The sequence below is a fragment of the Sphingobacterium sp. SGG-5 genome, from assembly GCF_011043525.1.
GTDB lineage: Bacteria > Bacteroidota > Bacteroidia > Sphingobacteriales > Sphingobacteriaceae > Sphingobacterium.
Genome location: NZ_JAAKGO010000006.1, coordinates 65914 through 92575 on the forward strand (window position 1 = coordinate 65914; position 26662 = coordinate 92575).

The following is a 26662-nucleotide window of genomic DNA, read 5'->3' on the forward strand; positions in this document are numbered from 1 at the left end:
AATCGCCCCTCTCTCATTTAAGTATATAATGCGTTATTCTTCAATATGTACCACATTCTTTTTCCCTACCTTATGACCTGCGATGGCATAATAAAGGATGAACAGGTAACATGGTAATGCGATCCAATAGGACGAATGTGGACCTATTGAATGAGAGAGCTGTCCATAGAGTAATGGGATAACTGCACCACCCGCTATACCCATTACGAGTAACCCTGACGCGGCACTTGTGAATTTACCCACTCCTTTTAATGCCAACGGCCATATAGCCGGCCATATTAGCGAGTTGGCGAGCCCTAACAGCGCCACAAAATAAAGCGAAGTCATACCGCTGGTATAGACAATACCTATGGTAAAAGCAATGCCTAATATCGCGCAGACCTTCAAAGCCGTTTCCTGCGTAAAGAACTTGGGGATAGCAATAATACCTATGATATAACCTATCACCATGGCCACCATGGTAAAGCCGGTGAAGAATTTGGCATCTTCCAAGCTGATACCCTGCGATACACCATAAGCTATGATCGTATCTCCTGCCAGTACTTCAACACCTACGTAGAGGAATAAGCAGACGAATCCAAGGACGACATGGGGGAAATTCCAGATTGTTTTTTTCTCCTCGGAGATTGTATGGTGATCTGCCGTTTCCTCTTCGTCTCCTTTGACTTCCGGTAGGTTCGCACGCGAAATCCATATAGCCAGTATAACCAAAACCACGACAATGCCAATATAAGGATTGACCACCTGCAAGGCAACCTGGTCCAAAGCAGCTGCATACTCGGTAGCAGACATCGATTCGACCTGTTTTGCAATTTTATCGGCTTCGCCTAAATTTAAAAACAAGCCAAGGATAATCGGAGCTGCAGCTCCGGCGAACTTGTTGCAGATCCCCATGATACTGATCCGGCGGGCAGCCGTTTCTACAGGCCCGATAATCGTTATATAAGGGTTTGAAGCCGTCTGGAGGATGGCGAGACCACCACCCATGGTAAACAGCCCGAGGAGGAACAAACCGTATGTTCTGGAAAAAGCTGCAGGGATAAACAGTAAAGCACCCACTGCCATAATCCCTAACGATATGGACATACCATTCTTGAATCCAAATCTATTCAACACCCAGGTAGAAACTGGAGCCATGACCAAATACGCAATATAGAAAGCGAAAGTGACAAGGTAGGATTGTACGTCTGTCAGCTCGCAAGCAATCTTAAGATAAGGAATGAGTAAGGAATTGAGCCAGGTAACGAAGCCAAAGATAAAGAATAAGGCGCCAATAATAATCATAGGGCCTACGGTCGACTGGCCGTTTTTGGAGTTTAGGTTTTGTGAATCCATTGAAGGTATATATATTTTAATCGTTTATATTTATTCTATCCACAAGACTACTAAAATTATTTCGTTTTAGAAAGAGGAAAAAATAAATCCGTTTTATTTATTCTTTCTTTGTCCAAAGATTATTATTTGTTCCTATTTTAGGCCTATGGATTTCGAAAATGTGACCATAAAGACATTGGCGACTATTACGGGGTTTTCTACAACGACGGTGTCTCGCGTGCTGAACGGAACATATAGAAAGTACCGGGTCAGTGAAAAAACCGCAGCCATAATTCATGCAGAAGCCAAGAAACTCCGTTATATTCCCAACCAAGCCGCAGTAAATCTGCGGTTGAAAAAAAATCAATCCATTGGCTTGATCGTCCCTAGTCTGGCCAATCCGTTCTTCTCCACCATAGCCAGCATTATCAGTAAAGCCTTTTACAACAGAGATTACTCGGTCTATATGATAGACTGTGATGAAAATCAGCGTATTGAGAAAGAAACAATCAATAAGATTTCAGCACAGAATTTAGACGGTTTGATTGTTATCCCATCTGGAAATGAATATGACCATCTCCAGCGGATAATTGACATTAAGTTGCCGGTTATCTTTATCGATAGGTATTTTGATGCTCTGCCGGTACCCTTTGTCTCCACCGACCACTTCCAGGGTGCTTTGTCGGCGATTGAGCTGCTGGTCGAAAACGGACATCGAAAAATTGCCTGTATACAGGGTAACCCTGAAGTTGTCTCTAGCGTGGAACGTGTGAAAGGATATCAGGCAGGAATAGAAAAATATGATCTGTGTTTTCAATATGTAGGCGGGCAGGAGTTTACACAAGAAACCGGCTACAATGAGATGAAACGAATACTCGATCTGGAAGATAAGCCCACCGCCATTTTTGCATTGAGCGATACCATATCTTTGGGGGTATTAAAAGCCTTGCAGGAACAAGGATACCATATTCCCGAAGACTTCTCGTTAGTCAGTTTCGACAACTCTCAATATTTAGATTTTTTAGCGTGTCCTATTACCAGTATCGCCCACCCGGTTGAAAAGATAGCCGAACGAGCGGTAGAGCTTTTACTCGAGCGCATGGTGCACGGTGTTTCTGTCCAAGACTCCGCTCTTTTTGCACCTCATCTGATTAAAAGAGACTCCATTCGGGTCCTTGAATAACCTGCTTCTAATTCTCCTCTGAAAGGATATAGTACTATTAAAAGTGCTTTTCTGTTGATTATAATGTTATATTTTATTTTTATAACATGATTCATTATTAATATAATCTTAGATAAACTTTATATCAATTGATATTTGTAATATATTTAACTAAATAGTATATACATGTCTTTATAAAATATATATGTTATACTATTTTAGTAAATTTATATTTCATATAAATATGAAAGCAATAGCATAATATATTGTATATATCAGTATTTTTGAAGACATGTATTATATCATTTTAATATTAATTACAGTTATATAAAGATTACAAGATATTGTATTAAAATACATGCATATAGATATTGTTTTATACTTTAATTGATATACATTATATGTAATAAATAAAATATGGTATTATAGGTTATTTTGTTGATTTAATTATTTATATGTATATTAGCATATGTTAATTAATACCTTCTATAATTTGTTATGAAAAGACCTACTTTACGATCTCACAATATAAGCAATACATCGTTGGATATCTATGCCTCCGGCATTCTGAAACAAATGAAAAAGAACTCGGATGTATTTGTCGATCCGACCCCGAGTCTGGAAGAACTGGAAACGATACTCCTGGAGTTTCGACATGCGGTGATGAATGCAAAGTACCGCGATCAACGAGCCATCCTGTTGCGTAATCAAAAGCGGAAAGAGCTGTTCCGGGTATTACGCATATTGTCCTTTTATGTTGCGCGGGTTGCAGATGGAGACGAACGCCTGATTCTGTTGTCCGGATATGCGCCTTCGCGTACGCCAGGATCTACAGGCGATAATCCGAAACCGGATAATTTTCGGGCAAAACCAGAGATTGATAGCAACAGTATTGACCTGCTTGTCAACCCGGGGCGGCCGGCAAGGATGTACCAATTTGAATACCGGAAGAAGGATGGTGAGGATACTTGGCATATTCAGTTGTCGAGCAATTCGCGCTGTAGGATTACCAATCTCGAAAGATTTCAGGAATATGAGTTTAGGGTTTCCTACATTGGCAAGACGGCAAAACTGTTCTATAGTGATATTATAAGCAGTTACGTGTATTGATAGGAGCAAACTTAAGCTAACTCACCTACTTACGTTTGTTACAATGGAAGTGGTAACCGAGCAACGTAGCGAACCATTCGCAGCTCCAACAGCCCCTTTTTCTCAAAAAATCTAAAAATATTTTGGAATATAAAAAAAAGTCTGTACAATTGCGATAACGATTGCGCAATAAGCGCCGATTATAAACAAAAAAATTACCTTAAGAAATATATGTCAAGATCACGAATTATTGTTGTTGGTAGCTCAAACACGGATATGGTTGTGCGGACGGATCGTTTTCCAAAACCGGGAGAGACTATTTTGGGGAACGAATTTTTTATGAACCAAGGTGGAAAAGGCGCCAATCAAGCCGTAGCTGCGGCCAGGTTGGGCGGTGAAGTTGTCTTGGTAGCCAGTGTAGGCGATGACGTTTTTGGGAAAGCAGCCCTGCAATCTTTATGGGACGAAGGTATTGATGTGAGCTATATACGTATAGATAAAGATGCGCCTTCGGGCGTTGCGGTCATTACGGTTGACCGGAGCGGAGAAAACAATATCGTGGTTGCGCCTGGAGCCAATGGAACCTTGTTACCTGAAGAAGTACAGCACGTTGAAGATCTGATGGAAAAGGGTGAGTATATCTTGATACAGTTAGAAATTCCTATGCAGACCGTTGAATATATCATATCCAAAGCTGAGAAGAAAGGCGCAAAGGTTATTTTAAATCCAGCACCAGCGCAATCGTTGTCGCGCGATGTGCTTTCTAAGGTATATCTGTTAACACCCAATGAAGAGGAGGCATCTTTACTAACAGGAATTCGTATAAGCGATGAACAGTCTGCCCGCAAAGCAGCAGAAAGTTTGATCGAAAGTGGCGTACAAAATGTAGTCATTACGTTAGGTGCCAGAGGTGCAATCGCCTTATTCGAGGGAGGATATGTTTATGTAAAGGCGCAGAAAGTCATCGCTGTAGATACAACGGCTGCAGGAGACGTGTTTAACGGCGCGTTAGTTGTCGCTCTAAACGAGGGACGATCTATTCGTGAAGCGTTGGAATTTGCGACGAAAGCAGCAGGGATTGCTGTTACACGCTTAGGTGCGCAATCGTCGTCGCCATACCGGGAAGAGCTCGATATTTATCATCAAACTACACAAAATCAATTATAGCTATGTTTATTGTACACGATTATTATCAGGCCGTTTTTTTCTGCATCGTTACGATGATCTGTTGGGGATCATGGGCCAATACGCAGAAGTTAGCCAGTAAAACCTGGCGTTTTGAACTGTTTTATTGGGATTATGTCCTGGGCATTTTAATTTTTTCTTTGCTGAGTGCTTTTACTTTAGGAAGCATCGGCCAGGAGGGACGAAGTTTTGTGACGGATCTGCAGCAGGCCGAATGGGGCAATATCGGAAGTGCATTGTTTGGGGGGATTGTTTTTAATGCCGGGAATATCCTCCTGTCGGCCGCTATAGCGATTGCAGGTATGTCGGTGGCTTTTCCGGTTGGCGTGGGTTTGGCCTTGGTATTGGGCGTAGTCATTAACTACGTGACTGCACCCAAGGGAGATGCCACATTATTGTTTACCGGCGTAGCACTGGTGACTGTAGCCATTTTAGTGAATGCCTGGGCTTATAAGCTTAAAAATACGGGTAAGGTCGACAAAGCAAATACCAAAGGGATCGTGCTGGCTGTCATAGCGGGCGTGCTGATGGCTTTCTTTTATCGCTTCATCGCAGCTGCGATGGACCTGGACAATTTTGTTGCACCAGAAGTCGGCAAAATGACACCCTATACAGCGGTATTTGTCTTTTCGGTAGGGATACTCCTCAGCAACTTCGTGTTCAATAGCATTGTTATCAAACGACCTTTTGTCGGCGAACCGACAAGCTATGCGGCTTATTTCAAAGGTGGGTTCCGTACACATCTTACCGGTATACTAGGGGGGATGATTTGGGGTTTGGGCAATTCGCTCAACCTGATCGCCGCAGGTAAGGCCGGTCCGGCAATTTCTTATGGATTGGGGCAGGGAGCAACTTTGGTGGCTGCACTGTGGGGTGTGTTTATCTGGAAGGAGTTTAGGGGATCGGCAGTGAATGTGAATGGCAAACTGGCGATGATGTTTGTATTGTTTGTGGTGGGGTTGGGGTTGATTATTTATGCGGGTCAGTAGTTAAAATTTAAATTCTAAATGATATGAAAAGAATTAAATATATACACCGGGGACTTGTGTTGCCTATTCTGTTTTTCTGTTGCTTCAATGTCTATGCACAGGCGGATTATCGTGGTATCGTAAAAAACGAACAGGATGAACCATTAGAAGGAGTGACAATAAGTGTTATTGAAGCAAGCAAAACAATTTCAAAAACGAACAAAAATGGAGGGTTTTCGATAAAGGCAACGGTTGGTCAGACACTTTGGTTTAGTTATGTTGGTTATGCACCTTATGAATTAAAAGTAGGCAATAGCCGTGATATTGAGGTTGTCCTTAAAGCAGTGAGTAACGAACTTCAGGAGACGGTGGTGATCGGATATAGTACCGTGAAGCAGAAGGATTTGACAGGTAGCGTGGGCGTAGTACGCATGGAAGACGCTTTGCGAACCAATGTTGGGAACATCGATGAGGCGCTGGCTGGCCGTATTGCTGGTGTACAGGTTTCCTCCAATGAAGGGATGCCAGGAGAACAGGCTAATATTATAATACGGGGAACAAACTCTGTGACACAATCTAATTCTCCGCTGTATGTAGTAGATGGCTTTCCTATGGAAGACTTTTCACTGGCTAGTCTTAATCCGAATGATATTGAATCCATTTCTGTACTGAAAGATGCATCAGCTACAGCCATATATGGGGCGAGAGGAGCCAACGGTGTTGTTATTATCACTTCTAAAAAGGGCGTAGCCGGAACATCACGGGTGTTTTTTGATTCGAATTATGGTATTGCAGACATTACAAAAACGATACCTTTGATGAACGCCTATGAGTTCGTCAAACTGCAGTCTGAAATCTATACAGAGACAGATTTTGCCGCACGGTATCTGAGGGATGGAATGACGCTTGAGGATTATCACAATGTTCCGACTTTAGACTGGCAGGACGTTGTATTCCAGACGGCTCCTGTAAAGAGCGGTACCTTAAATCTTTCCGGGGGTTCGAATAGAACTAAATATAATAGTACATTATCCATTTTTGATCAAGATGGAATAATTAAAAACTCCAATTATACGCGTTATCAAGCGCGGTTGAATGTTGACCATAATGTCAGCAGTAAACTTAGATTTAACGGAAATCTGAACTATTCACGGATTTTTCAGCATGGAGATTCTCCTTCACAGACACTCTATACAGGAAGTGCCAATTTACTGCCTAATGTATGGAGTTACCGCCCATTTCTGAAGTTTGGTGATATCGATTTAATGGATATGTTGTTCGATGATGAGGCCGTCAATTCGTCAACAGATTTTAGGATAAACCCGCTGTTCATTACGCAGGAATATACCCGTAAGAATACCAATGATTTGCGTGCGAATGCTTATTTAGAGTATGATATCTTAAAAGATCTTAAACTTAAGGTTTCAGCAGGATGGAGTACAAATGCGTGGTTGCGTGACCAATTTAACGGAGCAAATTCAAGGCAGGGAAATAGATTTCGTGCAGAGGGAATAAATGCAAATGTTACGAGTGTAGAAAGAACCAACTTTCTAAACGAAAACACATTAACATATAATACCTTTTTCGATCCAGATCGTAAACACGCATTTGACGCTTTATTGGGTTTGACTATTCAAGAAGGTAAATATCGATATGATTATACGAAGGTTATTGCTATTCCAAATGAAGAATTAGGGATGACTGGTATGGGAGCGGGAACTCCACAAATTGTTAATGCAGATCTGTCGGAGTGGCGATTGATGTCTTATTTGGGTCGTATCAATTATAATTATAATAGTAAGTATTATTTAACTGCCTCTTTTCGTGCAGATGGATCTACTAAATTTCCAAAAAACAATCGTTGGGGTTATTTCCCCTCATTTTCGGTGATGTGGAATTTGAAGGAAGAATCATTTTTATATAACGTAAATGAAATTTCTACACTAAAAATACGGAATAGCTGGGGTCAGACAGGAAATAATAGAATAGGAGATTATAGTTATTATGCTAAAATGAGGTCACTTATCACAAGTGAGGGTATTTATGCATCCACAGAATATCCATTTGATGATAATTATGTTTCGGGCGTTATCATTACATCGCCTAAAAATGAGCGATTAAAATGGGAAACTAGTTCACAGTGGGATATTGGGATAGACATGGGCTTTTTGAATGATAAAATTAAATTAACAGTCGATTATTACGATAAGAGAACCGATGGATTATTGTTAAATGCTAGTCTTCCTCCGTCCTATGGATTTACCACAGCGATAAGGAATATTGGTAAGATTCAGAATAGTGGATTTGAGTTCTCGTTGGAAACATTCAATATAAAAAGAAAAAATTTCTCCTGGTCGTCTAACTTTAATATTGCTTTTAATCGTAATAAGGTGTTAGCCTTGGCGGAGAACCAAGAAAGTATCGTCAGTGTTATTTCTTATAGTAACTCTTATATCGCCAAGATAGGAAACCCTTTGGGACAAATCTATGGTTATCAATATATGGGTACATATAAATACGATGATTTCGACTTAATAGGAGATACGTATGTACTTAAAGAAGGGATTCCAAATAACGGTACGGACCGTGCAGGCATTCAGCCTGGTGATGCTAAATTCCTAGATGTAAATGGGGATGGTGTTGTCAACAATATGGATGGAGTGGTGACCGGAAATGCTGTGCCTCGTCACATCGGAGGTTTTTCAAATACGTTTAAATACAAAAATTTCGATGCGAATATCTTTTTGCAATGGTCTTATGGCAATGATGTGCTGAATGCAAATAAACTGGCTTTTGGTCGGGGGAAACCGGATCGGGAATACAATCGATGGGCCATGTATAGTGATAGGTGGACACCTGATAACCCTTATTCAGATATACCGCGTGTGGGAGGATGGGCTACCGGTGTTTACTCTTCTTACGAAGTGGAAGATGCTTCATTTTTGCGGCTGAAATCGATCTCATTTGGGTACAATCTGCCGAATAATCTGGTCAAGAAGTTTTCGCTGCGTCGTTTGAGATTATACGGTTCTGTAAACAACTTGATTACATGGACAAAATATACGGGTTATGACCCGGAGGTGTCGACGCGAAACTCGGCTTTGACCCCCGGGTATGATGCTTCGGCATACCCAAGAGCGAGGACAATAACAATTGGTGGAAATATTATTTTTTAAAAAATGAAAAAGATATTGTTTTTAATGACCGGGGTTTTGCTGCTTACCCAAAGTTGTGATTATTTGGATATTGAACCGCAGGGCTTTATTGAAAAAGATAAGTACTTCTCCGATGAGGGAAAGGTGTTCGCCGCTTTAGTCGGTGTTTATACACCGCTTGCACATTCTTCTTTCTATGGACGTGATTGGTTTTATGCTTTTAATCTGCAAGATGATCTGACTTATTATGATCGAAATTATACGACAGAGGAAATCTTTATCAACAATTTCTCCTACACGAACTCGAGGTTGAATAATTTATGGATTAATCTGTATCAAGGCATTAATCGTGCTAATATTTTGTTGGAGAATATCGGTGACGTGACTTTCAATGATGAGCATGTTCGGGAGATGTATATTGGGGAGGCACGTTTTTTAAGGGCATATTACTATTTTATATTGACCTCGCTTTGGGAAGATGTACCGTTGCGGATCACGGCTTCGGACGATTTGTCTATTACCCCTCATATCAAGTCCTCACCTATGGCTGAGATATATGATTTTGTAGTGAATGAGATGGAGGCTGTTGTAGATCAGGTGGCCGATGCCACAGTCTATGAAAATGCAGGTCGCATTAACAAAAGTGTCATCCGGTCGATTTTGGCAAGGGTATACATGAAGATGGCAGGGTACCCGTTAAATATGGGGAAGCCGGCGTATGAGAAAGCACTGTTTTGGGCTTCCGAGGTAAGAAGTTCGGAAATACACAAACTCAATACTAGTAGCGAGGGATATCAACAGCTTTTTATTGATTTGGCGCAGGATGGTTATAATACCACCTATCGGGAAATGATTTGGGAAGTTGAATTTAAGGGAAATAATTTGGAAGGGCATCAGACAGGAGGAACGCTGGGAAGCTATATGGGTATTTTATGCGCAGACGCTGTTAACAGTGATACGCCGGGGTATTGCTATGGTTATGCTTCGACCACGTTAAAGATGGAAGATCTATACCAAGCTGGTGATGTTCGAAAAAGTTGGAATATTGCCGGATACCGGTATAATTTTAACGCGACGACGAAGGTTCGCACAAAAGTAGATTGGAATACGAGTACGCAATTAGTCTATCGTAATGCCGGAAAATTTCGTCGGGAATATGAACGTGTTCTTCCAAAACATAAAGACTATACACCCATCAATTTTCCGATAATAAGATATGCAGATGTGCTTTTAATGATTGCTGAGGCAATCAATGAAAGGGATGGAGAGCCTAATGAATTAGCTATAGCGTGTGTGGATGAGGTCAGAATGCGGTCGATACCGGGCGTGGCTACTGTGGGACATTTACCGTATAGCCAGTTTAAAGAGCTTATTCAAGATGAAAGGGCGCGTGAGCTCTGTTTTGAAGGGATTCGGAAACAGGATTTATTGCGATGGGGGACTTACGTATCGGAAATGACTTTGGGACGTCGAATGGCCATTACGGATTCCAGATGGGCAGCAGCAAAGAATTATGCCGTGAATATCGCAAATTATACTTCGCAAAGACATACGGTATATCCTATACCGAGCTCGGAGATGTCAGTAAATAACGAAATAAAACAACACAGGTTATGGTAAGAATACTTTTATTGGTTGTTATCGGCTCTTTTTTGACGGGCTGTGCAAAAGATTCAGCATCATATATAGATTTTGATGTCAAGTTGAATCCTCAAAATGTGTATAAGGTAGGGGAAGATATTACATTTGATTTTATCGGTAATCCGGATTATATCAACTTTTATTCGGGAGAGTTGGGAAACAACTATTACGCTGATGAAATGGAATTGGATAAGGAAGGATATAAGGCAACGTTGACTTTTGATAAGATCGAATGGCAACGTATGACTGCTACTAATAAGGATCTGATGAAGATGTATATCATTCAAGATTTTGACGAACTAACGATGGACTTCGATACGGATCAATTAGCGATATCAGGGGCCATAGCAAATGCAAAATTAATTGATCTTTCAAGTCACATCGTTATTCCTGATCCCGTCGTAAGGAACAATGTGGTTAGCATGGAGCCCATAGATCTCTCGGCCTATGTGGATATGGATGAACCTTTTTCATTAGTTTTTCATGCGAAACATTCGAATAATGCACTTAAGCCAACCTGGATTTTTTTTAACATCAATGTGTTGGTAGAAAAATATGGTGTGTTACATAATATTTTACAAGGAAGTGATCTGGGATTTGCGGCTATTGATCTATTGAACAAAGATAATGATCCTTATCTAAGTATACCGCCATCCGGAACGGCTATCAACAGCAGGTGGAATTTGCGTGTTCCCAATATCGAATTAAAGTTTCAGACGGCCTCGACGGATACAGGTAATGAGGATGATTATTTGATCAGTAAGCCGATTAATTTAGTAAGCTCGGTTCAAAATAAAGTTGTTCCCATTAAGGATGTTAGGGAAAAGCTTACTTCATTTACACATCGTTACAGAACCCCCGGTACCTATCGTGTGGTATTCATAGCACGAGATTTTAGCGACGGAAAGATTTACGAGAAAGTAGCCAATGTTGATCTTGTAATCGAAGAATAATGGGATTGAGAATATGTATAGCCATATGGATGGTTGTTTCTCCTTTTGTAGGTGTTTTTTGTCAAATATTTACTAATACATACCATAGTGAAAAAAAAATACCTCATTTAAAGATTGAAAGAAGGATGATATTTCAGCCTGGGGAGGATTGGCACTATGTTCATCATCCTTCCATAGCGTATTTTAATAAAAATTTCTATGCTATATTTTCTAATGGTAGATCAGGAGAAGATGATCCGGGGCAACGGGTAATGATTGTGCAGTCTACAGACGGAAATCGTTGGACCAGACCACAGGTATTGGCCGAACCCCAACAAGGTAAGTGGGGGCTTGAAAAAGTGTTGACTCCCGGTGGAATTTTTGTGTTGCAGGATAGTCTTTGTGTATTGTATACGGATAATGATATGGATGGAGAGACTTACAAACGGCATCAACCTAAATTGTATATGGTGAAGAGTGCCGACGGTCTGCACTGGACAGCCCCCTATGATTTGAAGTTGTCGGTTTTTCCTTGTCACAGGCCGACTATTACGATGTCCGGACGTATACTGTTGACAGGTAACCGGGCCGTGTACTACACAGATGATCCAAGTGGTGTCACGGGATGGAAAAAGGGTGCCGATGATTTTGACGCTCGTGATATGTCTTTGTCTTTTAATAAAATAAAACCTTCCTTATGTGAGGGAGCTATTCTCGAGTATGGTGCCGACAGTTTGAGTGTGCTGTTTAGGAGTACTGGAAAAACCTATAATGGTTTTTTGTGGCAAATTGCCAGTGGGGATAACGGCGAGTCCTGGTCGATTCCGCAACAAACAAATTTTACCGATGCGAACTCAAAATCGTACCTGGGAAGACTTCCCAACGGGAAATATTATTACATCGGGACACCGGACTCTTTGACCAATAGAGTGCCGTTAGTCTTGGCGTTATCAGATGATGGTTTTTTGTTTGATAAAACATATATAATTGCAAAAGATTATTATCCGATTCGGCATAAGGGTAAATGGAAAAACGGGCAGTTTGGTTACCCATACAGCATTATCGTAGACAGCTCTTTGTATGTCGTTGTTACCCGAGAAAAAGAGAAACTGGAATTGATTAAAATAGATTTAGAACAACTGAAATGAAAATCAGAATATTATTGCTCCTGTCGTTAGGTTTGTATGCGGTACATGGTGTTTCAAACATCAAACTGCCAAATTTGATCATGAATAATATGGTTTTGCAGCAGCGAACAAAGGTGTTGTTGTGGGGCAAACAAGAAGCGAACGAACGAATTACAATTACCACGTCCTGGAACAATAAGACTTACGAGACGAGCTCGAACGGTTCGGGTGAATTTGAAGTTCAGGTGGAGACAATTGAAGCTGGGGGGCCATACACCATCCTGTTTAAAAATAGTAAAGAGGAGAAGCTGCTGAAAAATGTGATGCTTGGCGAGGTTTGGTTGTGTGGGGGACAGTCCAATATGGATATATCATTCAGAGGCTTGGCAAACCAGCCTGTTGCCGATGCTTTGGAACATATCATGGATTCAAATTATCCCAATTTGCGGATTTATCGTGTGCCGCGAACGTTTAGTTTTGATGTCGCGGAAGACATAAAAGGGGATTGGCGAGTTTCTAACCCCAATACCGCAGAAATTTTTAGTGCTATAGGTTTTATTTTCGGACGGGAGCTGCACAAGCAGCTCAATGTTCCGGTCGGTATTATTCTGAGTGCTTGGGGAGGTTCTAAGGTCGAGGCTTGGATGAGCAAAGCGAAACTGGCTCCCTATACGGAAATAAAATATGCTCCAGAAATAACAAACAGAAATGCAAATAGATCCCCCAACTTGCTGTTCAACGCGATGATTAATCCGCTGGTCAAGTATAAGATAAAAGGGGCATTGTTTTATCAAGGTGAGGGTAATACGACAAATCCTTCGTCGTATGCGACTTTATTCCCTTTGATGGTAGAGGATTGGCGCGAACGTTGGAAAGATAATTTCCCATTTTACTATGTACAGTTAGCTCCTTTTGGCTATCATAATATGAAATGGCAGTCCAATGGTCAGGAGGTGGCCAGATTTAGAGAGGTGCAATTTAATGCCCTAAAAGATATTCCAAATTCATATATCGTATCGACATCGGATATCGGTGATGAGCAAACTATCCATCCGCCGGATAAAGAGACAGTCGCTAAGCGCTTGCTATATCAGGTATTGGCGACTAATTATAACTACAAGAGTTTTGAGTACAATGGACCAGTGTATAATCGTATGGAAATTGTGAAAAATACGGTAACGGTTTATTTTGACCATGCAAGGTATGGCCTGCATGATAGTAGAGGTGAGGTCAAGGGTTTTGAGATTGCCGGGGCTGATAAAGTTTTCTATCCGGCACAAGCCACTATCCACCGGGATCCGATATGTATCAAACTGACTGCGGATCAGGTACAGAATCCGGTTGCGGTACGATACTGCTTTAAAAACTATTTCCAGGGTACGTTATATAACAACTATGGTCTTGCTGCTCATCCCTTTAGGACAGATAATTGGTAAATTTTATATTAAAGTATATTGTTATGATTAAGTTTAAAAATTATGTATTGCCCACACTCATGGTACTCTTTATTGTGAGTGCAGCCAAAAGTCAGGAACAGCCTGTATTAAAAAGTAGAAGTTTTAAGACACATTCCTATGATGCTACGAAGCTGCCATCCGAAGCGGGATTTATGATAATAGTAGATCAAACGCCTTTAGGCCGTGCATCTATAAAGGATAGCAGATTGTTTATAGATTGTAAGGCAGGTGAAAGTTATCGAATGGGTCTGACCCCTGAGACAGATATCAAGTTTAACCCACAGGGGGACTATACGATCGAGTTTAAAGTACAAGTTCCCAAAAATACAGGTAGAGGTTTTGATTTTATGATCAAAGATGGTCTAAACATGTCAAAACTTCTCGTGGTTCACCATAACAGAATTTATTTTAACGGGGAGAAAGAACCGATTATAAATGTGCAGAGTAGAACTGTCCCCAGGGTTGTACGTGTTGCTGTGGAGCGCTCCAATAGTCTGATGCATATCTATGTGGACGGAAAATTTGCAAAAACAGTAGAATTGGTTAAAAGAAGATCGACACCGTCGTTGTTATTTGCCAAAGGGAATGTGAATTCGGCGACAGAGATCTATATAGATTATATTACGGTGGACGAGTCTGGTGCCTATGCTCCATAATAATAGAAGATAATGAAATATTATTGTCTAAGTATTCTTTTCTTTTTTTGTGCTAACAGCTTTGCACAAAAAAATATGCCTGTTATTTTAGATACAGATATTGCACCTGATTATGATGATGTCGGTGCTATGGCTGTATTGCACAGTTTGGCTGATCAAAACCTGTTGGATATCAAAGGTGTAATTTCCTGCAATAGTTTTGATCTGACGGGGCCTACCATTCAGATTATAAATGAATATTTTAAAAGACCCAAAATTCCTATTGGGGTTCCTAAAGGTATGGCGCTGAATATGGGTTCGCCTTATAAATGGAGTGAATATCTGGTGAGTAAATATCCGTTCAGGAAACAAAACTATAGGGACGCAATAAAATTGTATCGACAGCTATTAAGTAGTGCGGATGATAAAAGTATTACAATTATCACGATCGGTTTCCTAACAAATTTAGCTCAGTTGTTGGAAAGCCCCGCAGACCAGATCTCTCCGTTGACAGGCAAAGAATTAGTGCTGAGAAAGGTAAATAAGTTAGTCGTCATGGGCGGTAAGTTTCCGGAAGGACGAGAATATAATATATATAAAGATGCGACATCGGCTCATACAGTCGTCAATCAATGGCCTACATCCATATATTTCTCGGGTTGGGAATTGGGTAACCCAATTTTAACAGGTTTTGAATTAGTTCATGATTATGCGATCAAAAATAGTCCGATAAAAGATGTTTATGCTATCGGCATTCATCAAAGTGAAATAGATAAACATGGTCGCATGAGTTGGGATCAAGTCACTGTCGTTGCCGCCGTGGACAAATATGAAGAATACTTTGAGTTAGTGCAAGGTACTTTTGTGTTGGATGAAAAGACCGGATACAACAAGTGGCGAGATAGTACTAACGGAAACCATTATTATTTTAAATTAAAGAAGTCTGTAAACGAAATCACAGATCTTATAACAAAATTAATGCATCGATGATGAGAAAATTTATTATTGCGGTTTGTACCGTGTGTATACCTTATATGTGTCTTGCCCAAGATAAACTGGTCAAAGTCAAGGAACTTGTTGTATCTGATCCATACTTTAAAGAAGCACATGCCTCCACTTTGACGGAGACAACCACAGGAGATATCATCGTAGCGTTTTTTGCGGGTACTAAAGAAGCCAACCCCGATGTAGAAATTATGGTTAGTAAGTTGATTAAGGGCAAATGGACTCCTCCGAAATCTGTAGCCAACGGTATTCAACACAGTAAGAAACGCTATCCAACATGGAATCCAGTACTATACCAGATCCCACATGGGAAATTGCAATTGTATTATAAGGTTGGTCCTTCACCACAAACATGGTGGGGGGAATTGATCGAATCGGCGGATGGAGGAGAGACCTGGTCAAAACCCCGCCGGCTACCTGAAGACATTTTAGGGCCCATTAAAAACAAACCTGTTTTATTGAGCAATGGTGTTTTATTATCGCCTGTTAGTACGGAAGTAAAGCATGATGCCGGGTGGAAAATTCATTTTGAAGCTACAAAAGATTATGGCGATACCTGGGAGCTATATGATGTGGTGGACTCGTCATCTTCTATCAATGCTATTCAGCCGAGCATCTTGATTCATAAAGAAGGGCTACAGCTTCTAGCTAGAAGTTTAGATGATGGTATCGTAGAGAGCTGGTCCTATGATAATGGAAAGAGTTGGACTCCATTGAAGTCAACAGGACTCCTGAATCCGAATTCGGGTACGGATGCTGTTACGGTGCCAAATAAAGGTCATGTTTTGGTGTACAATAATATTGGTAAACCGGCGGAACGTTGGAGTGGCCCCAGATCTCCTTTGAATGTCGCAGTGAGTAAAGATGGAAAGTCATGGAAAGATATATTAATCTTGGAGGAGCCACAAAGAGGAGAATTTTCCTATCCATCCGTAATTGTCGATAGGAAAGGGGATATACATATTACTTACACATATAAAAGAAAGAATGTCATGTACGTCCATATTGATGGGAAGAAAATAAAGTATTAAATACCATCTAAAAAATCAAATACGTTCCGTGTAATATTGCATAAAATATAATTTTCATTTTTTTACTAAGATTCATCAAAGGCGATCGTATTAGTGTGTAGAGAACAACACTAATCAATGAATAAAAGCTTTGACATAGCCGCATTGATAAGAAAAAAAATAGACGGCACGATTACCGAACACGAATTACTTTTTCTTAAAAAATGGGCGGAGGAAAACTCTTTACATTCGGATCTTCTGAAATATACAGAAGCGGAGGATCCGGTTTGGGAAGATGTCAATACTTGGCTCGAACTCCGTAGTCATGAGCATGAGGACGCTTGGACTAAACGATTGCAATCCAATACGCTCAGCAAAATACACACAGGCGATGCGCAGTCTTCTTTGCCAAGGAGACGCGGTATTCGTCGTATATTATTGTATGCTGCGGTATTATTCCTCATTTCTACCATAACATTTATCATCTACCAAAACTACACATCCAGTGAACATATTATGGAGGTTCAGGATCTTGTGCCGGGCACCAACAAAGCTCTGATTACACTTTCGGACGGACGTGTCATTGAATTGCGCGAGGATCAAACAGGGGTTATTTTGGGAGAGGACCTGGCCTATGAAGATGGTACTCTCATTACAGACTTAGACAATAAAGAGCCTGTGTATTCAACAATAGCAACTCCGAGAGGAGGGCAATATCAGATTACGCTGTCTGATGGTACAAAAGTATGGTTGAATGCAGAAACGAAATTAACCTATCCTTCACGGTTTACCGGGAAAGCAAGGGTCGTGGAACTGGATGGAGAGGCCTATTTTGACGTAGCGTCTAACAGCGCACATGGACATCGAATCCCTTTTATTGTCAAGACAGCACAACAGGAAGTAGAGGTGCTTGGTACGCAATTTAATGTCAATGCTTATGCTGATGACAGTGCAGACACCCGAACTACTTTGGTCGAAGGCTCAGTACGGCTACGCATGGCGGAGAGGATGCTACTCTTGCAGCCCGGAGAGCAAGGCGTGTGTAATAAACAGGGGCTCGACAAAAAGAAAGTTGATGTCAGTCCATATATCGCCTGGAAAAATAATGAATTTATTTTTGACGAAACAGAACTCGGCGAAGCATTGAAGATGCTCAGCCGTTGGTATGATTTTGATATAAGTGCCGAAGGCCATCTTCCGACAACCCATCTTTATGGAAGCATAAGCCGAAGCAAAAATCTGGCAGAAGTATTAGAAATCATGGAGAGCAGTGGGCTGAAGTTTAAGATAGAACGTTTTGAAAATAGAAATATACTGAAAGTATTACGTTAACATAAATCAAATTATTATGCCGGAAAAAGGGAAAACATAGCATCATGGGACAACAAAAACGGACAGTGTTGCAACACTGCCCGATATTGTTTTGATGTCCATTATAACTTAAAATCTCTAAGGGGTAGAGAAGAAATTAACTTAATATCTGATAAATTATAATATGACCTAAACAGTACAAATATATGACTTTAATAACAAAACCTGATAACCTCAAAGGGTTTTCAACACACTGCTTATTCCGGATTATGAAACTAGGTATTGTTCTTATTCTGCTTAATATAACAGGTGTTTTTGCCAATGGTTTTGCGCAAAACATAACACTTCATGCAACAAATATATCGTTAGTACAGGCCTTGAAAAGCATTCAGAAACAGAGTGGATACCGATTCTTTTTGAAAGGGAAGCAATTGGCAAACATCAAGGTGAATGCAGATATACGGAATTTGCAAATAGATAAAGCTATGGATAAACTGCTGAGCGGAAGTCCAGCAGAATGGATGATAGAAAACGAAACTATTGTCATCAAGCCGCAACCTATTAAAGCTATTAAACCCAATATCCGTATTCCTGAAAATGCGGCGCGTGTGACCTTGCCGCTTATCCAACAAATAACGATTACAGGGACTGTTACGGATGCATTTGATGACAGCCCTGTTCCTGGTGTAAGCGTCGTGATAGCGGGCACACATCTCGGCACAAAGACAGACGGTGATGGTGTGTATGAGCTGCAAGCAAATGAAGGAGATTCACTGGCGTTCTCTTTCGTCGGATATGCAACTCAGAAAGTAGCAGTAGGTAAAGTTAAAATAATTAATATAAGACTTTCGAAAGATACAGAGTCCTTGGATGAGGCTGTTGTTGTTGCTTTTGGCACGCAGAAGAAAGAAAGTGTGGTCTCGTCGATCACAACCGTCAACGTCAAAGACTTGAGGACACCGTCGAGTAATTTGACAACGGCTTTGGCAGGACGGATGGCTGGTTTGGTCGCCTACCAATCTACAGGTGCGCCCGGCGAAGAAGATGCGCAGTTCTTTGTGCGTAGTGTGACATCTTTTGGTAGTGGGTTGACTTCTCCGCTTATATTGATCGATAACATTGAAGTCACATCGAGAGACCTGGCCCGTCTTAATCCGGATGATATCGCGAGTTTTTCGATTTTGAAAGATGCGTCAGCAACGGCATTATATGGGGCGAGAGGAGCAAATGGAGTGGTGTTGGTCACCACCAAAGAGGGGGAAAAGGGTACGGTCAAAGTATCGTTTCGTGCAGAAACGTCGATGTCTACGCCGACCACAAAGGTGGATCTGGCAGACCCCATCGCATTTATGGAGTATTCCAATATTGCCAGCCTGACCCGGCACGATATCTTGACGTATGATCAGGGCAAGATCAATGCGACCAAGGATCCCAACCGCAATCCCTATGTATACCCCGCCGTCGATTGGAAAGATATGCTGACCCGGGACCATTCGATGAATCACAGGGCTAATATTAATCTGACAGGCGGAGGTAATGCGGCAACCTATTACTTAGCGGGGTCATTTTCACAGGACAACGGTATTCTGAAAGTGGACAACACGAATCCGTTTAATACCAATATCGATTTGAAAAAATATACCGTCCGTTCCAATGTCAACCTCAATCTGACCAAAACATTGGAAGCCAAGGTACGGTTAAGTGCTAATTTTGACGATTATAACGGCCCGATCGGTGAATCAGGGAGCGGCGGTGCAAATACGTATGGAAAGGCTTTGATGGCCAATCCGGTGCTTTTTCCTGCTTATTACGAACCAGATCGCGCGACGCAATATGTGGATCGTATTCTTTTCGGGAATTACTCAGATGATCCTTACGGAGAAGGAACTTCACAATACATCAATCCGTATGCAGATATTATGCGGGGTTATGAAGATGTGCGGAATAGTACATTCTTGTCTCAACTGGAATTGCATCAAGATCTGGGCTCGCTGACGGAAGGGCTCAAGGCACGCTTTATCGGTAGTATAACACGTTATTCTGGCTTCAACCTGACACGGAGCTATAAGCCTTATTTCTATCAGTATATTAAAGGTACGTACAATCCGGATGATGCTAGTTTTCCGTATGAATTAGCGGCATTGAATCCCGAAGATGGCTCGGATCACATTGACTATACGGGCGGGGGGAAGTTTGTACAAGCCCGTTTCTATGCGGAAGGAGCCGTTTTATACAACCGAAAATTTGGTCTCAAACATGATGTAGGAGGATTATTGGTCGGCTCGGTTAAAGAAACGTTGGACGGCAGCGCCAGCAATCTGGATTCTTCCTTACCTTCCCGGAATGTGGCGCTCGCCGGGCGTTTCACCTACGGACTTTCTCAGAAATACTTTGTGGAATTCAATTTCGGTGTGAATGGCTCGGAGCGTTTTGACTCGCGTTACCGTTGGGGATTTTTCCCTTCGATCGGAGCTGGATGGCAGGTTTCCGAAGAGCCATTTTGGGAGGGATTGAAACAGGTTATTCCTAAATTAAAACTACGGGGAACGTATGGTTTGGTGGGTAATGATGTCATTGTATCAAATCAGGATCGTTTCTTTTTTACTTCCAATATTAATTTAGATGGACCGGAAGCAGGTCGATTTGGGAATGATCCCACGCAAGTGACTACTCTTCCTACAATAGTCGTAGACAGGTATGCAAATCCGCTTATTACCTGGGAGGTTTCCTATAAAACAAACTTAGCTTTGGAATTAGGACTTTTGAATAATGCACTTTCTTTTATCGCGGAGGTCTATCATGAAAACCGTACAAATATTGTACAAGTGCGCCAAGATATTTCTTCGATAGTAGGATTGACCACAGACATTCGAACGAATTATGGCGAAGCTATTGGGAAAGGAGTGGATCTGACATTGAACTATAATAAAGCATTGGCCAACTCGATGTGGTATATCCTGCGGGGAAATTTCACGTACGGTACCTCCAAAATCACCGTCTATGATGAGTTGGATTATTCGGGTATCGCACCATGGAAGTCTGTCATTGGACAAAAAGTCGGTCAGTCACGGGGATATGTGGCTGAGCGCCTGTTTATTGACGACAATGAAGTGAGCAACTCTCCCCTGCAACAAGTCGATTCCGACGGAGGAAATTATCAGGCGGGTGACATCAAATATCGGGATATCAACGGTGACGGACTGGTCAATGAGTTTGATATCGTTCCTATGGGCTATCCGACCAATCCCGAAATCCAGTATGGGGTGGGAGGTTCTTTCGGTTATAAGAACTTTGATATCTCTGCCTTTGTACAAGGCGAATCCCGCTATTCGTTTTTTCTGGACGCCGCTAGGATGGCACCCTTCGTTGAAGTCACATCGGGTGGTCGAAAAGGTAATAGAGCGATGTTAAATTTTATTGCGGAAAGCCTGTGGACAGAAACCAATCGAGATGTTTATGCCAAATGGCCTCGCTTGTCACCTGATGTCGGTGCCGCTGCGGAAGGAAACAATAATAATTTTGTCCAAAGTAACTATTGGATGCGAACAGCTGGTTATATACGACTCAAATCCGTGGAAGCCGGTTATAAAATCCCGGATATCAGGGGCGTGTCGGCCCGGGTCTATGCGAGTGGGACGAATTTACTTACCCTGTCGGATTTCAAGTTATGGGATCCGGAGATGCGCGGTAATGGATTAGCTTACCCTTTGCAAAAGGTATTCAATATAGGGGTTCAGATCAATTTTTAACAGTAAAATTAGATGACAATGAAAAATATACAGTATCTATTGACCTGCATCTTTCTATTATCACTCTCAGGTTGTAATAAATTTCTAGATATCCTGCCCGATGATAAGCCTGTCTTGGAGGATGCATTCAAAGACAAGTATAATGCAGAGAAGTACCTGTTTACCTGTTACCGGTTCCTTCCGGTGTTTGCGAATCCCCATTATACATTGGGACTGAGTGGAGGAGGAGATATTATTTACAATGAGCGAAATAGGGGAGCCGGCCTCTCAGCAGGGCCTCCTGCTCCGATGATGATTTTTCTAAAAGGTAACAATGCGGTCAATCCTTATGCTAATTTTTGGGATGGAACGAACGGTGCGATTCGGAATTATTGGCAAGGAATCCGTCATTGTAATGTGTTTTTGGAACATATCCGGTTAGAAGATGGTGGACCGCGAGATTTGGATGAAATGCTTAGGACACAATGGATTGCCGAGGTCACGGCAATAAAAGCGTATCTTCACTTTTGTTTGCTGCAACTTTATGGTCCTATTCCGATTGTCGACAAGGTTATACCAATTTCCGCCAAGGACGAAGAGATTGATGTCTATCGCGAACCTGTGGATCAGGTGGTCGATTATATTGTTCATACATTAGATGAAGCTATTGAAGGTCTTCCAGATTTAAACCAATTGGATGTCGTCAGTGAATGGGGGCGATTTACGAAAACTATTGCTCGGTGTATCAAAGCCAAAACATTGGTATTGGCTGCCAGTCCAATCTTTAATAATAACAATTATTATAACGGGTATAAGGATAAAAGAGGGGTAGACCTCTTTCCTGTAGGGGACAGCCAAGCCCGATGGGAGCGCGCTCTGACTGCATGTGATGAGGCTGTTCGCTCGGCAGAACTGGATGGGGCACATATATTGATTAGTACTGACGGAGGAAATGGGGCTATCCAGGGGGTTAATAGTACCAATATCAGCGATATCACCAAAGCTATGGTCAGCCTTCGGCAAGCTGTAACCGAATCATGGAATCCGGAAGTCATATGGGCGACCAACGAAAGTACTACCACGCTTCAACAATGGAGTTCGATGCTGAGTAACGCAGAGTGGTTCAATTTTGGTGCCGTCGTTCCCACACATTTAGGACAGCGTCAATCGCCTACCATTAACGTGGTTGAAATGTTTTATTCATCGCATGGCGTGCCTATTGAAGAAGATATGGACTGGGAAAGCAACGGATGGTATCAAAACCGATATAAAACGCAGTTGCCGGATGCTGGACATACGGAGTACTTTATTAAAACCGGTGAGGAAACGGCGATTCTTCATTTTAATCGTTCCTTGCGTTTTTACGCCTCGGTAGGCTTTGACGGTGGGATCTGGGAAGGAAGGCAAAAGGCGCTGTCAGAAGCCTCATTTCCCAATATGATGAAGAATTTTGGAAGTGGATTCAAGCTTTCGGAAGATTATACGGGATACCCCTACTCGGGTTATCTGACCAAAAAGCTAAGTCCTCTCGGCGCAACCTACACGGACACCCGTATTACCTTAGTGACACAACCTTATTCTTTTCCGATTATCCGGCTGGCCGATATACACCTTTTATTGGCTGAATGTCTAAATGAGGTTGGTGGCCCCGGGAAGACAGATTCGCAAGGGCATGATGCTTATTTTTACCTTGATCAGATCCGGGCAAGAGTAGGAATGGAAGGTGTCGTGGACAGTTGGAACAAATATGCACTACCGGCCTATAAATCCAAGCCCAATGACATCAACGGACTGCGGGATATCATCCGTCGTGAGCGCATGAATGAATTGGCTTTTGAAGGGCATTTTTATTACGATGTGCGGCGGTGGTTAATTGCGGAAAATATGTTTAACAAGCCTATTTTGGGCTGGAATAAGGATGGAGAAAATAAACAGGATTTTTATAACATACGGGTATTACTGCAACCGAGGTTTTCGATGAAAGATTACCTGATGCCGATCCGTACCAATACATTACTACAGAATAGAAATCTGGTTCAAAATCCAGGATGGTAATTTGTTGTAAATGATTTTTCAGAAAAAAGAAATAAATCGATGAAAAAATATATAAAATCCCTTCTGTCCGTTATGATGAGTTCGCTGCTCGTCGTATCTTGTACCTCTCCTTATTTGGGCATAGAGCAGGTTGTCACCGATTCTACACCACCCGATAAGGTAACCATAAAAGAGGTTGTCCCAAAATCCGGTGCCTTGGAAATCCACTTTAATCTGCCTTCCGGTCATACGGATGTTGCTCAGGTAGTAGGAACCTATACCAATAGCAGGGGAGAGCTTGTCGAATTTAAGGTTTCGCGTTATAGTTCATCCATTTTGGTCGAAGGATTTACCGGAACGGATGAAAAGATCGTGGATCTGGTATGTATAGATGCGAGTGGGAATGCTTCCGAAGTCACACAAGTAAAAGCTGCACCGTTACTCTCACCTGTCGAACGGGCTATCCATACGATGATTGTAGAGCCTGCATTTGGTGGTGTCAGAATCGAATGGGAAAATAAAGATGCACAATCTTTTGCGATCCATGTCCTGACAGAGGATATCCTACAGGTAGGGGTGGAGTCGCTGGTGGAAGATCCGACGAAAACAATTTATAATCGTGACTCGGTCAATACATTTGCCTATGTGCGTCAGTATCCATCGGAGGAACAAATATTTGGTTTCGTGATATCGGACAAATGGGGAAACCGGACAGACACATTGAAAACTTCGCTGACACCCTATAAGGAAGACGAGATTGATTACGCACTTGTAAAAGAAGTTTCTTTTTTTAATCCTACTTTATTTAATGGACGGCGGGACTGGGATATTTGGGGTGTTAATGCGACCACCGGTATCCAAAACGATGGAAATGCACATTCGGCTACTTTTAATGGGCAAAAAATGTTTAACGGCGTGAGAACCGGTTCTGAAACCTTGATATACAAGTTTGTAAAAAACCTTTCAGATCCGGATCCTGCAAAGCAGATTACTGTACAGGATGTATATACTACTTTTGACCTGAATATGGATTTGCGGTTAAGCCGTATTATCGTATATCCTCGTACCGGCTCAGCGTATACGTACAATAGAAGTAGCCCGAGACGCTTTCGGATATGGGGTACAAATGATGCTAATAATGAAAGATGGGCAAAATTCCCAGAAGGATGGACATTAGTCGGTGAATATGTAGGACGCGATCCGGTGGATATCCTTAATCTGACGGGTGAAGAAATAGATTGGTTCAACAATAACCAGGAATATTCAATTTTGGAAGACAATGTGAATCCTGAAGCAGATCCTTCCGCAAGTTTTCGGTATATGCGGCTTCAACTGATGGAGTCCTATAATCCAAATGAATCATTCTATACCATCAATGAATTTAAAATGTTCGGGAATGTGGAGCAATATTATTAATCTTTAAATCGAAGTGACTGATGAATACATATAAATATATAGTAACGGTTCTGCTGGCTTTTCTTTCTATCAGCTGTGATGATGCGAACGAGTTATTGGATCAATACATCAAGGATGGTCCTATTGTCTACGCCGGTAAAATAGAAGAACTTGATATACAGTCGGGGTACCATAGGCTCAGGGTCAATATGTATCCCGCTGAAGATGTAAACCGCTCGCATTGTGTGTTGAGTTGGCAGGTAAGCGGTGGTGTACGGGATTCTGTCAAGGTCGAATATACAGCAGATAATTATGATGAGGAACTGGAATGTTATTATACATTTATATCGCTGCCCGCTATTGAAGGCAATCTGCTTATCGAATCTCAAAATGTAGATGTATTTGGCAATCGATCTCTCATTCATAGTGAGGGAGCGTTTGTGTATGGTTCGAGCTATGTTTCGACCTTGATGAATTTACCCGTGCACTTTTCTGATGCGGGGGATGTCCTTTTTGAAAATCGTATAGGTGTGGTTGGTCACCTCATCAGCTATGAGCAGAATAATGGACAGTTTACACCCGATATTATTGTCAATGAAGACTACTATCCTTTGGTGGATGCAAAAGTTGGTGGAATAATACGGAGTAAGACCCTGTATCTGATGACGGAGACAGATATTGATACGCTGGAGACCACCGCATACTTAGAAACGGTAATCGAAGATGATGATATCGATCCTTTATTGCAAGATTTGCTGGAGAGTACAAATTGGGTAACTACACAAGTTGCACCGGGGGTAACCTGGAAATATTATCATTTTCCAGATATCTTCGATTCAAAACAGTATGTGACCGTATTTGATGTGGATCTGAATAATGAGAATATTCAAATCGATATTCCGTACGCTACATCAGGTTTTATCAGTACAAGTACAACTGCGGTGCAGGGAAATGCTGACATTGCTTTTAATGGCAGTTATTTTAATACGAATACAGGCAAATCGACGGTATATTTTAAATCGAATAGTACACTAATCGCACCGACTGTGGCGGGCTTTGATTCTTATCGTGAAAACGGAGCTTTTACCCTGACTAGTACCGGTAAGGCTGCGATTGTTCAGAAGCCATTGGGTGGATGGAGTGCTGTCGCTGCGGAGAACGTACTAGCAGGGGGACCTTTGTTACTCGAGGGTGGACAAAAGGTGTCTCAGTTAAATAATGAGTTTAATACGACTCGGCATCCACGCACCGTCATGGGAATCACGGGAGACAATCGGCTTATTGTGGCGGTCATCGATGGGCGCTCTTCCGAATCATTAGGCATGACAACAACCGAATTATTAGAATTGATGCTTGCCCTGGGGTGCAGATCAGCGGTGAATATGGATGGCGGAGGATCGTCTACGGCTTGGGTCAAAAGCGAAGGTATTGTCAACCATCCGACGGATAATGGTATATTTGACCATCAAGGTGAAAGAAGTGTGGCCACGGTATTTACGGTGAAATCCAATTAG

General features: G+C 41.7%; 18 protein-coding genes. 17 read left to right on the plus strand and 1 reads right to left on the minus strand.

Annotated features, from left to right (window positions below):
• Window positions 1-33: 33 nt before the first annotated feature.
• Complete coding sequence (locus G5B30_RS10660; protein ID WP_165319983.1) at window positions 34-1335, minus strand: sugar MFS transporter; 1302 nt, start codon at window positions 1333-1335, stop codon at window positions 34-36.
• Between the two features lie 145 nt (window positions 1336-1480).
• Here G5B30_RS10660 and G5B30_RS10665 point away from each other — a divergent pair, with 145 nt between their 5' ends.
• The 17 genes from G5B30_RS10665 (at window position 1481) to G5B30_RS10745 (ending at window position 26662) form a co-directional block, all read left to right on the plus strand.
• Window positions 1481-2497 carry a LacI family DNA-binding transcriptional regulator gene (locus G5B30_RS10665; protein WP_165319984.1) on the plus strand — a complete coding sequence of 339 codons (1017 nt, stop codon included), beginning with the start codon at window positions 1481-1483 and terminating at the stop codon, window positions 2495-2497.
• Window positions 2498-2974: 477 nt separating this feature from the next.
• Entirely contained in the window at window positions 2975-3586 is a 612-nt protein-coding gene (locus G5B30_RS10670) for a fibronectin type III domain-containing protein (protein WP_165319985.1), read from the plus strand.
• Between the two features lie 210 nt (window positions 3587-3796).
• A complete protein-coding gene (gene rbsK, locus G5B30_RS10675; protein ID WP_165319986.1) occupies window positions 3797-4732 on the plus strand; it encodes a ribokinase in 936 nt (311 codons plus the stop codon).
• A 2-nt stretch (window positions 4733-4734) separates the two neighbouring features.
• Entirely contained in the window at window positions 4735-5739 is a 1005-nt protein-coding gene (locus tag G5B30_RS10680; RefSeq protein WP_165319987.1) for a GRP family sugar transporter, read from the plus strand.
• 23 nt (window positions 5740-5762) lie between these two features.
• On the plus strand, window positions 5763-8894 hold the full coding sequence (locus G5B30_RS10685) for a SusC/RagA family TonB-linked outer membrane protein (RefSeq protein ID WP_165319988.1): 3132 nt from the start codon (window positions 5763-5765) through the stop codon (window positions 8892-8894).
• 3 nt (window positions 8895-8897) lie between these two features.
• Entirely contained in the window at window positions 8898-10493 is a 1596-nt protein-coding gene (locus tag G5B30_RS10690) for a RagB/SusD family nutrient uptake outer membrane protein (RefSeq protein WP_165319989.1), read from the plus strand.
• Window positions 10487-11467, plus strand: a complete 981-nt coding sequence (locus G5B30_RS10695) for a DUF5017 domain-containing protein (RefSeq protein WP_165319990.1) — start codon at window positions 10487-10489, stop codon at window positions 11465-11467. The genes G5B30_RS10690 and G5B30_RS10695 overlap by 7 nt, the downstream gene beginning before the upstream one ends.
• A gap of 125 nt (window positions 11468-11592) precedes the next feature.
• Window positions 11593-12594, plus strand: a complete 1002-nt coding sequence (locus G5B30_RS10700; RefSeq protein ID WP_165319991.1) for an exo-alpha-sialidase — start codon at window positions 11593-11595, stop codon at window positions 12592-12594.
• Window positions 12591-14009 (plus strand): sialate O-acetylesterase, encoded by a 1419-nt coding sequence (locus tag G5B30_RS10705; RefSeq protein WP_165319992.1) that lies wholly within the window; start codon window positions 12591-12593, stop codon window positions 14007-14009. The genes G5B30_RS10700 and G5B30_RS10705 overlap by 4 nt, the downstream gene beginning before the upstream one ends.
• A 23-nt stretch (window positions 14010-14032) precedes the next feature.
• Window positions 14033-14686, plus strand: a complete 654-nt coding sequence (locus tag G5B30_RS10710) for a hypothetical protein (RefSeq protein WP_165319993.1) — start codon at window positions 14033-14035, stop codon at window positions 14684-14686.
• Between the two features lie 75 nt (window positions 14687-14761).
• Window positions 14762-15655, plus strand: coding sequence for a nucleoside hydrolase (locus G5B30_RS10715; RefSeq protein ID WP_165319994.1), 894 nt, complete (start codon window positions 14762-14764; stop codon window positions 15653-15655).
• Entirely contained in the window at window positions 15652-16701 is a 1050-nt protein-coding gene (locus G5B30_RS10720; protein WP_206367086.1) for a sialidase family protein, read from the plus strand. Before G5B30_RS10715 ends, G5B30_RS10720 begins: the two co-directional genes overlap by 4 nt.
• 117 nt (window positions 16702-16818) lie before the next feature.
• Window positions 16819-18012: a FecR family protein gene (locus tag G5B30_RS10725; protein WP_165319995.1), complete on the plus strand. Its 1194-nt coding sequence runs from the start codon at window positions 16819-16821 to the stop codon at window positions 18010-18012.
• Between the two features lie 185 nt (window positions 18013-18197).
• Window positions 18198-21740: a SusC/RagA family TonB-linked outer membrane protein gene (locus G5B30_RS10730; protein ID WP_206367087.1), complete on the plus strand. Its 3543-nt coding sequence runs from the start codon at window positions 18198-18200 to the stop codon at window positions 21738-21740.
• 18 nt (window positions 21741-21758) lie between these two features.
• On the plus strand, window positions 21759-23774 hold the full coding sequence (locus G5B30_RS10735; protein WP_165319997.1) for a RagB/SusD family nutrient uptake outer membrane protein: 2016 nt from the start codon (window positions 21759-21761) through the stop codon (window positions 23772-23774).
• A 39-nt stretch (window positions 23775-23813) separates the two neighbouring features.
• Window positions 23814-25169: a DUF5126 domain-containing protein gene (locus tag G5B30_RS10740; protein WP_165319998.1), complete on the plus strand. Its 1356-nt coding sequence runs from the start codon at window positions 23814-23816 to the stop codon at window positions 25167-25169.
• A gap of 20 nt (window positions 25170-25189) precedes the next feature.
• Complete coding sequence (locus tag G5B30_RS10745) at window positions 25190-26662, plus strand: phosphodiester glycosidase family protein (protein ID WP_165319999.1); 1473 nt, start codon at window positions 25190-25192, stop codon at window positions 26660-26662.

What these genes read in the sequence shown, in the direction of transcription:
- G5B30_RS10660 (WP_165319983.1), bottom strand. Translation starts at nt 1,335, where the DNA reads ATGGATTCACAAAACCTAAACTCCAAAAACGGCCAGTCGACCGTAGGC.
- G5B30_RS10665 (WP_165319984.1), top strand. Translation starts at nt 1,481, where the DNA reads ATGGATTTCGAAAATGTGACCATAAAGACATTGGCGACTATTACGGGG.
- G5B30_RS10670 (WP_165319985.1), top strand. Translation starts at nt 2,975, where the DNA reads ATGAAAAGACCTACTTTACGATCTCACAATATAAGCAATACATCGTTG.
- rbsK (WP_165319986.1), top strand. Translation starts at nt 3,797, where the DNA reads ATGTCAAGATCACGAATTATTGTTGTTGGTAGCTCAAACACGGATATG.
- G5B30_RS10680 (WP_165319987.1), top strand. Translation starts at nt 4,735, where the DNA reads ATGTTTATTGTACACGATTATTATCAGGCCGTTTTTTTCTGCATCGTT.
- G5B30_RS10685 (WP_165319988.1), top strand. Translation starts at nt 5,763, where the DNA reads ATGAAAAGAATTAAATATATACACCGGGGACTTGTGTTGCCTATTCTG.
- G5B30_RS10690 (WP_165319989.1), top strand. Translation starts at nt 8,898, where the DNA reads ATGAAAAAGATATTGTTTTTAATGACCGGGGTTTTGCTGCTTACCCAA.
- G5B30_RS10695 (WP_165319990.1), top strand. Translation starts at nt 10,487, where the DNA reads ATGGTAAGAATACTTTTATTGGTTGTTATCGGCTCTTTTTTGACGGGC.
- G5B30_RS10700 (WP_165319991.1), top strand. Translation starts at nt 11,593, where the DNA reads ATGATATTTCAGCCTGGGGAGGATTGGCACTATGTTCATCATCCTTCC.
- G5B30_RS10705 (WP_165319992.1), top strand. Translation starts at nt 12,591, where the DNA reads ATGAAAATCAGAATATTATTGCTCCTGTCGTTAGGTTTGTATGCGGTA.
- G5B30_RS10710 (WP_165319993.1), top strand. Translation starts at nt 14,033, where the DNA reads ATGATTAAGTTTAAAAATTATGTATTGCCCACACTCATGGTACTCTTT.
- G5B30_RS10715 (WP_165319994.1), top strand. Translation starts at nt 14,762, where the DNA reads ATGCCTGTTATTTTAGATACAGATATTGCACCTGATTATGATGATGTC.
- G5B30_RS10720 (WP_206367086.1), top strand. Translation starts at nt 15,652, where the DNA reads ATGATGAGAAAATTTATTATTGCGGTTTGTACCGTGTGTATACCTTAT.
- G5B30_RS10725 (WP_165319995.1), top strand. Translation starts at nt 16,819, where the DNA reads ATGAATAAAAGCTTTGACATAGCCGCATTGATAAGAAAAAAAATAGAC.
- G5B30_RS10730 (WP_206367087.1), top strand. Translation starts at nt 18,198, where the DNA reads ATGACTTTAATAACAAAACCTGATAACCTCAAAGGGTTTTCAACACAC.
- G5B30_RS10735 (WP_165319997.1), top strand. Translation starts at nt 21,759, where the DNA reads ATGAAAAATATACAGTATCTATTGACCTGCATCTTTCTATTATCACTC.
- G5B30_RS10740 (WP_165319998.1), top strand. Translation starts at nt 23,814, where the DNA reads ATGAAAAAATATATAAAATCCCTTCTGTCCGTTATGATGAGTTCGCTG.
- G5B30_RS10745 (WP_165319999.1), top strand. Translation starts at nt 25,190, where the DNA reads ATGAATACATATAAATATATAGTAACGGTTCTGCTGGCTTTTCTTTCT.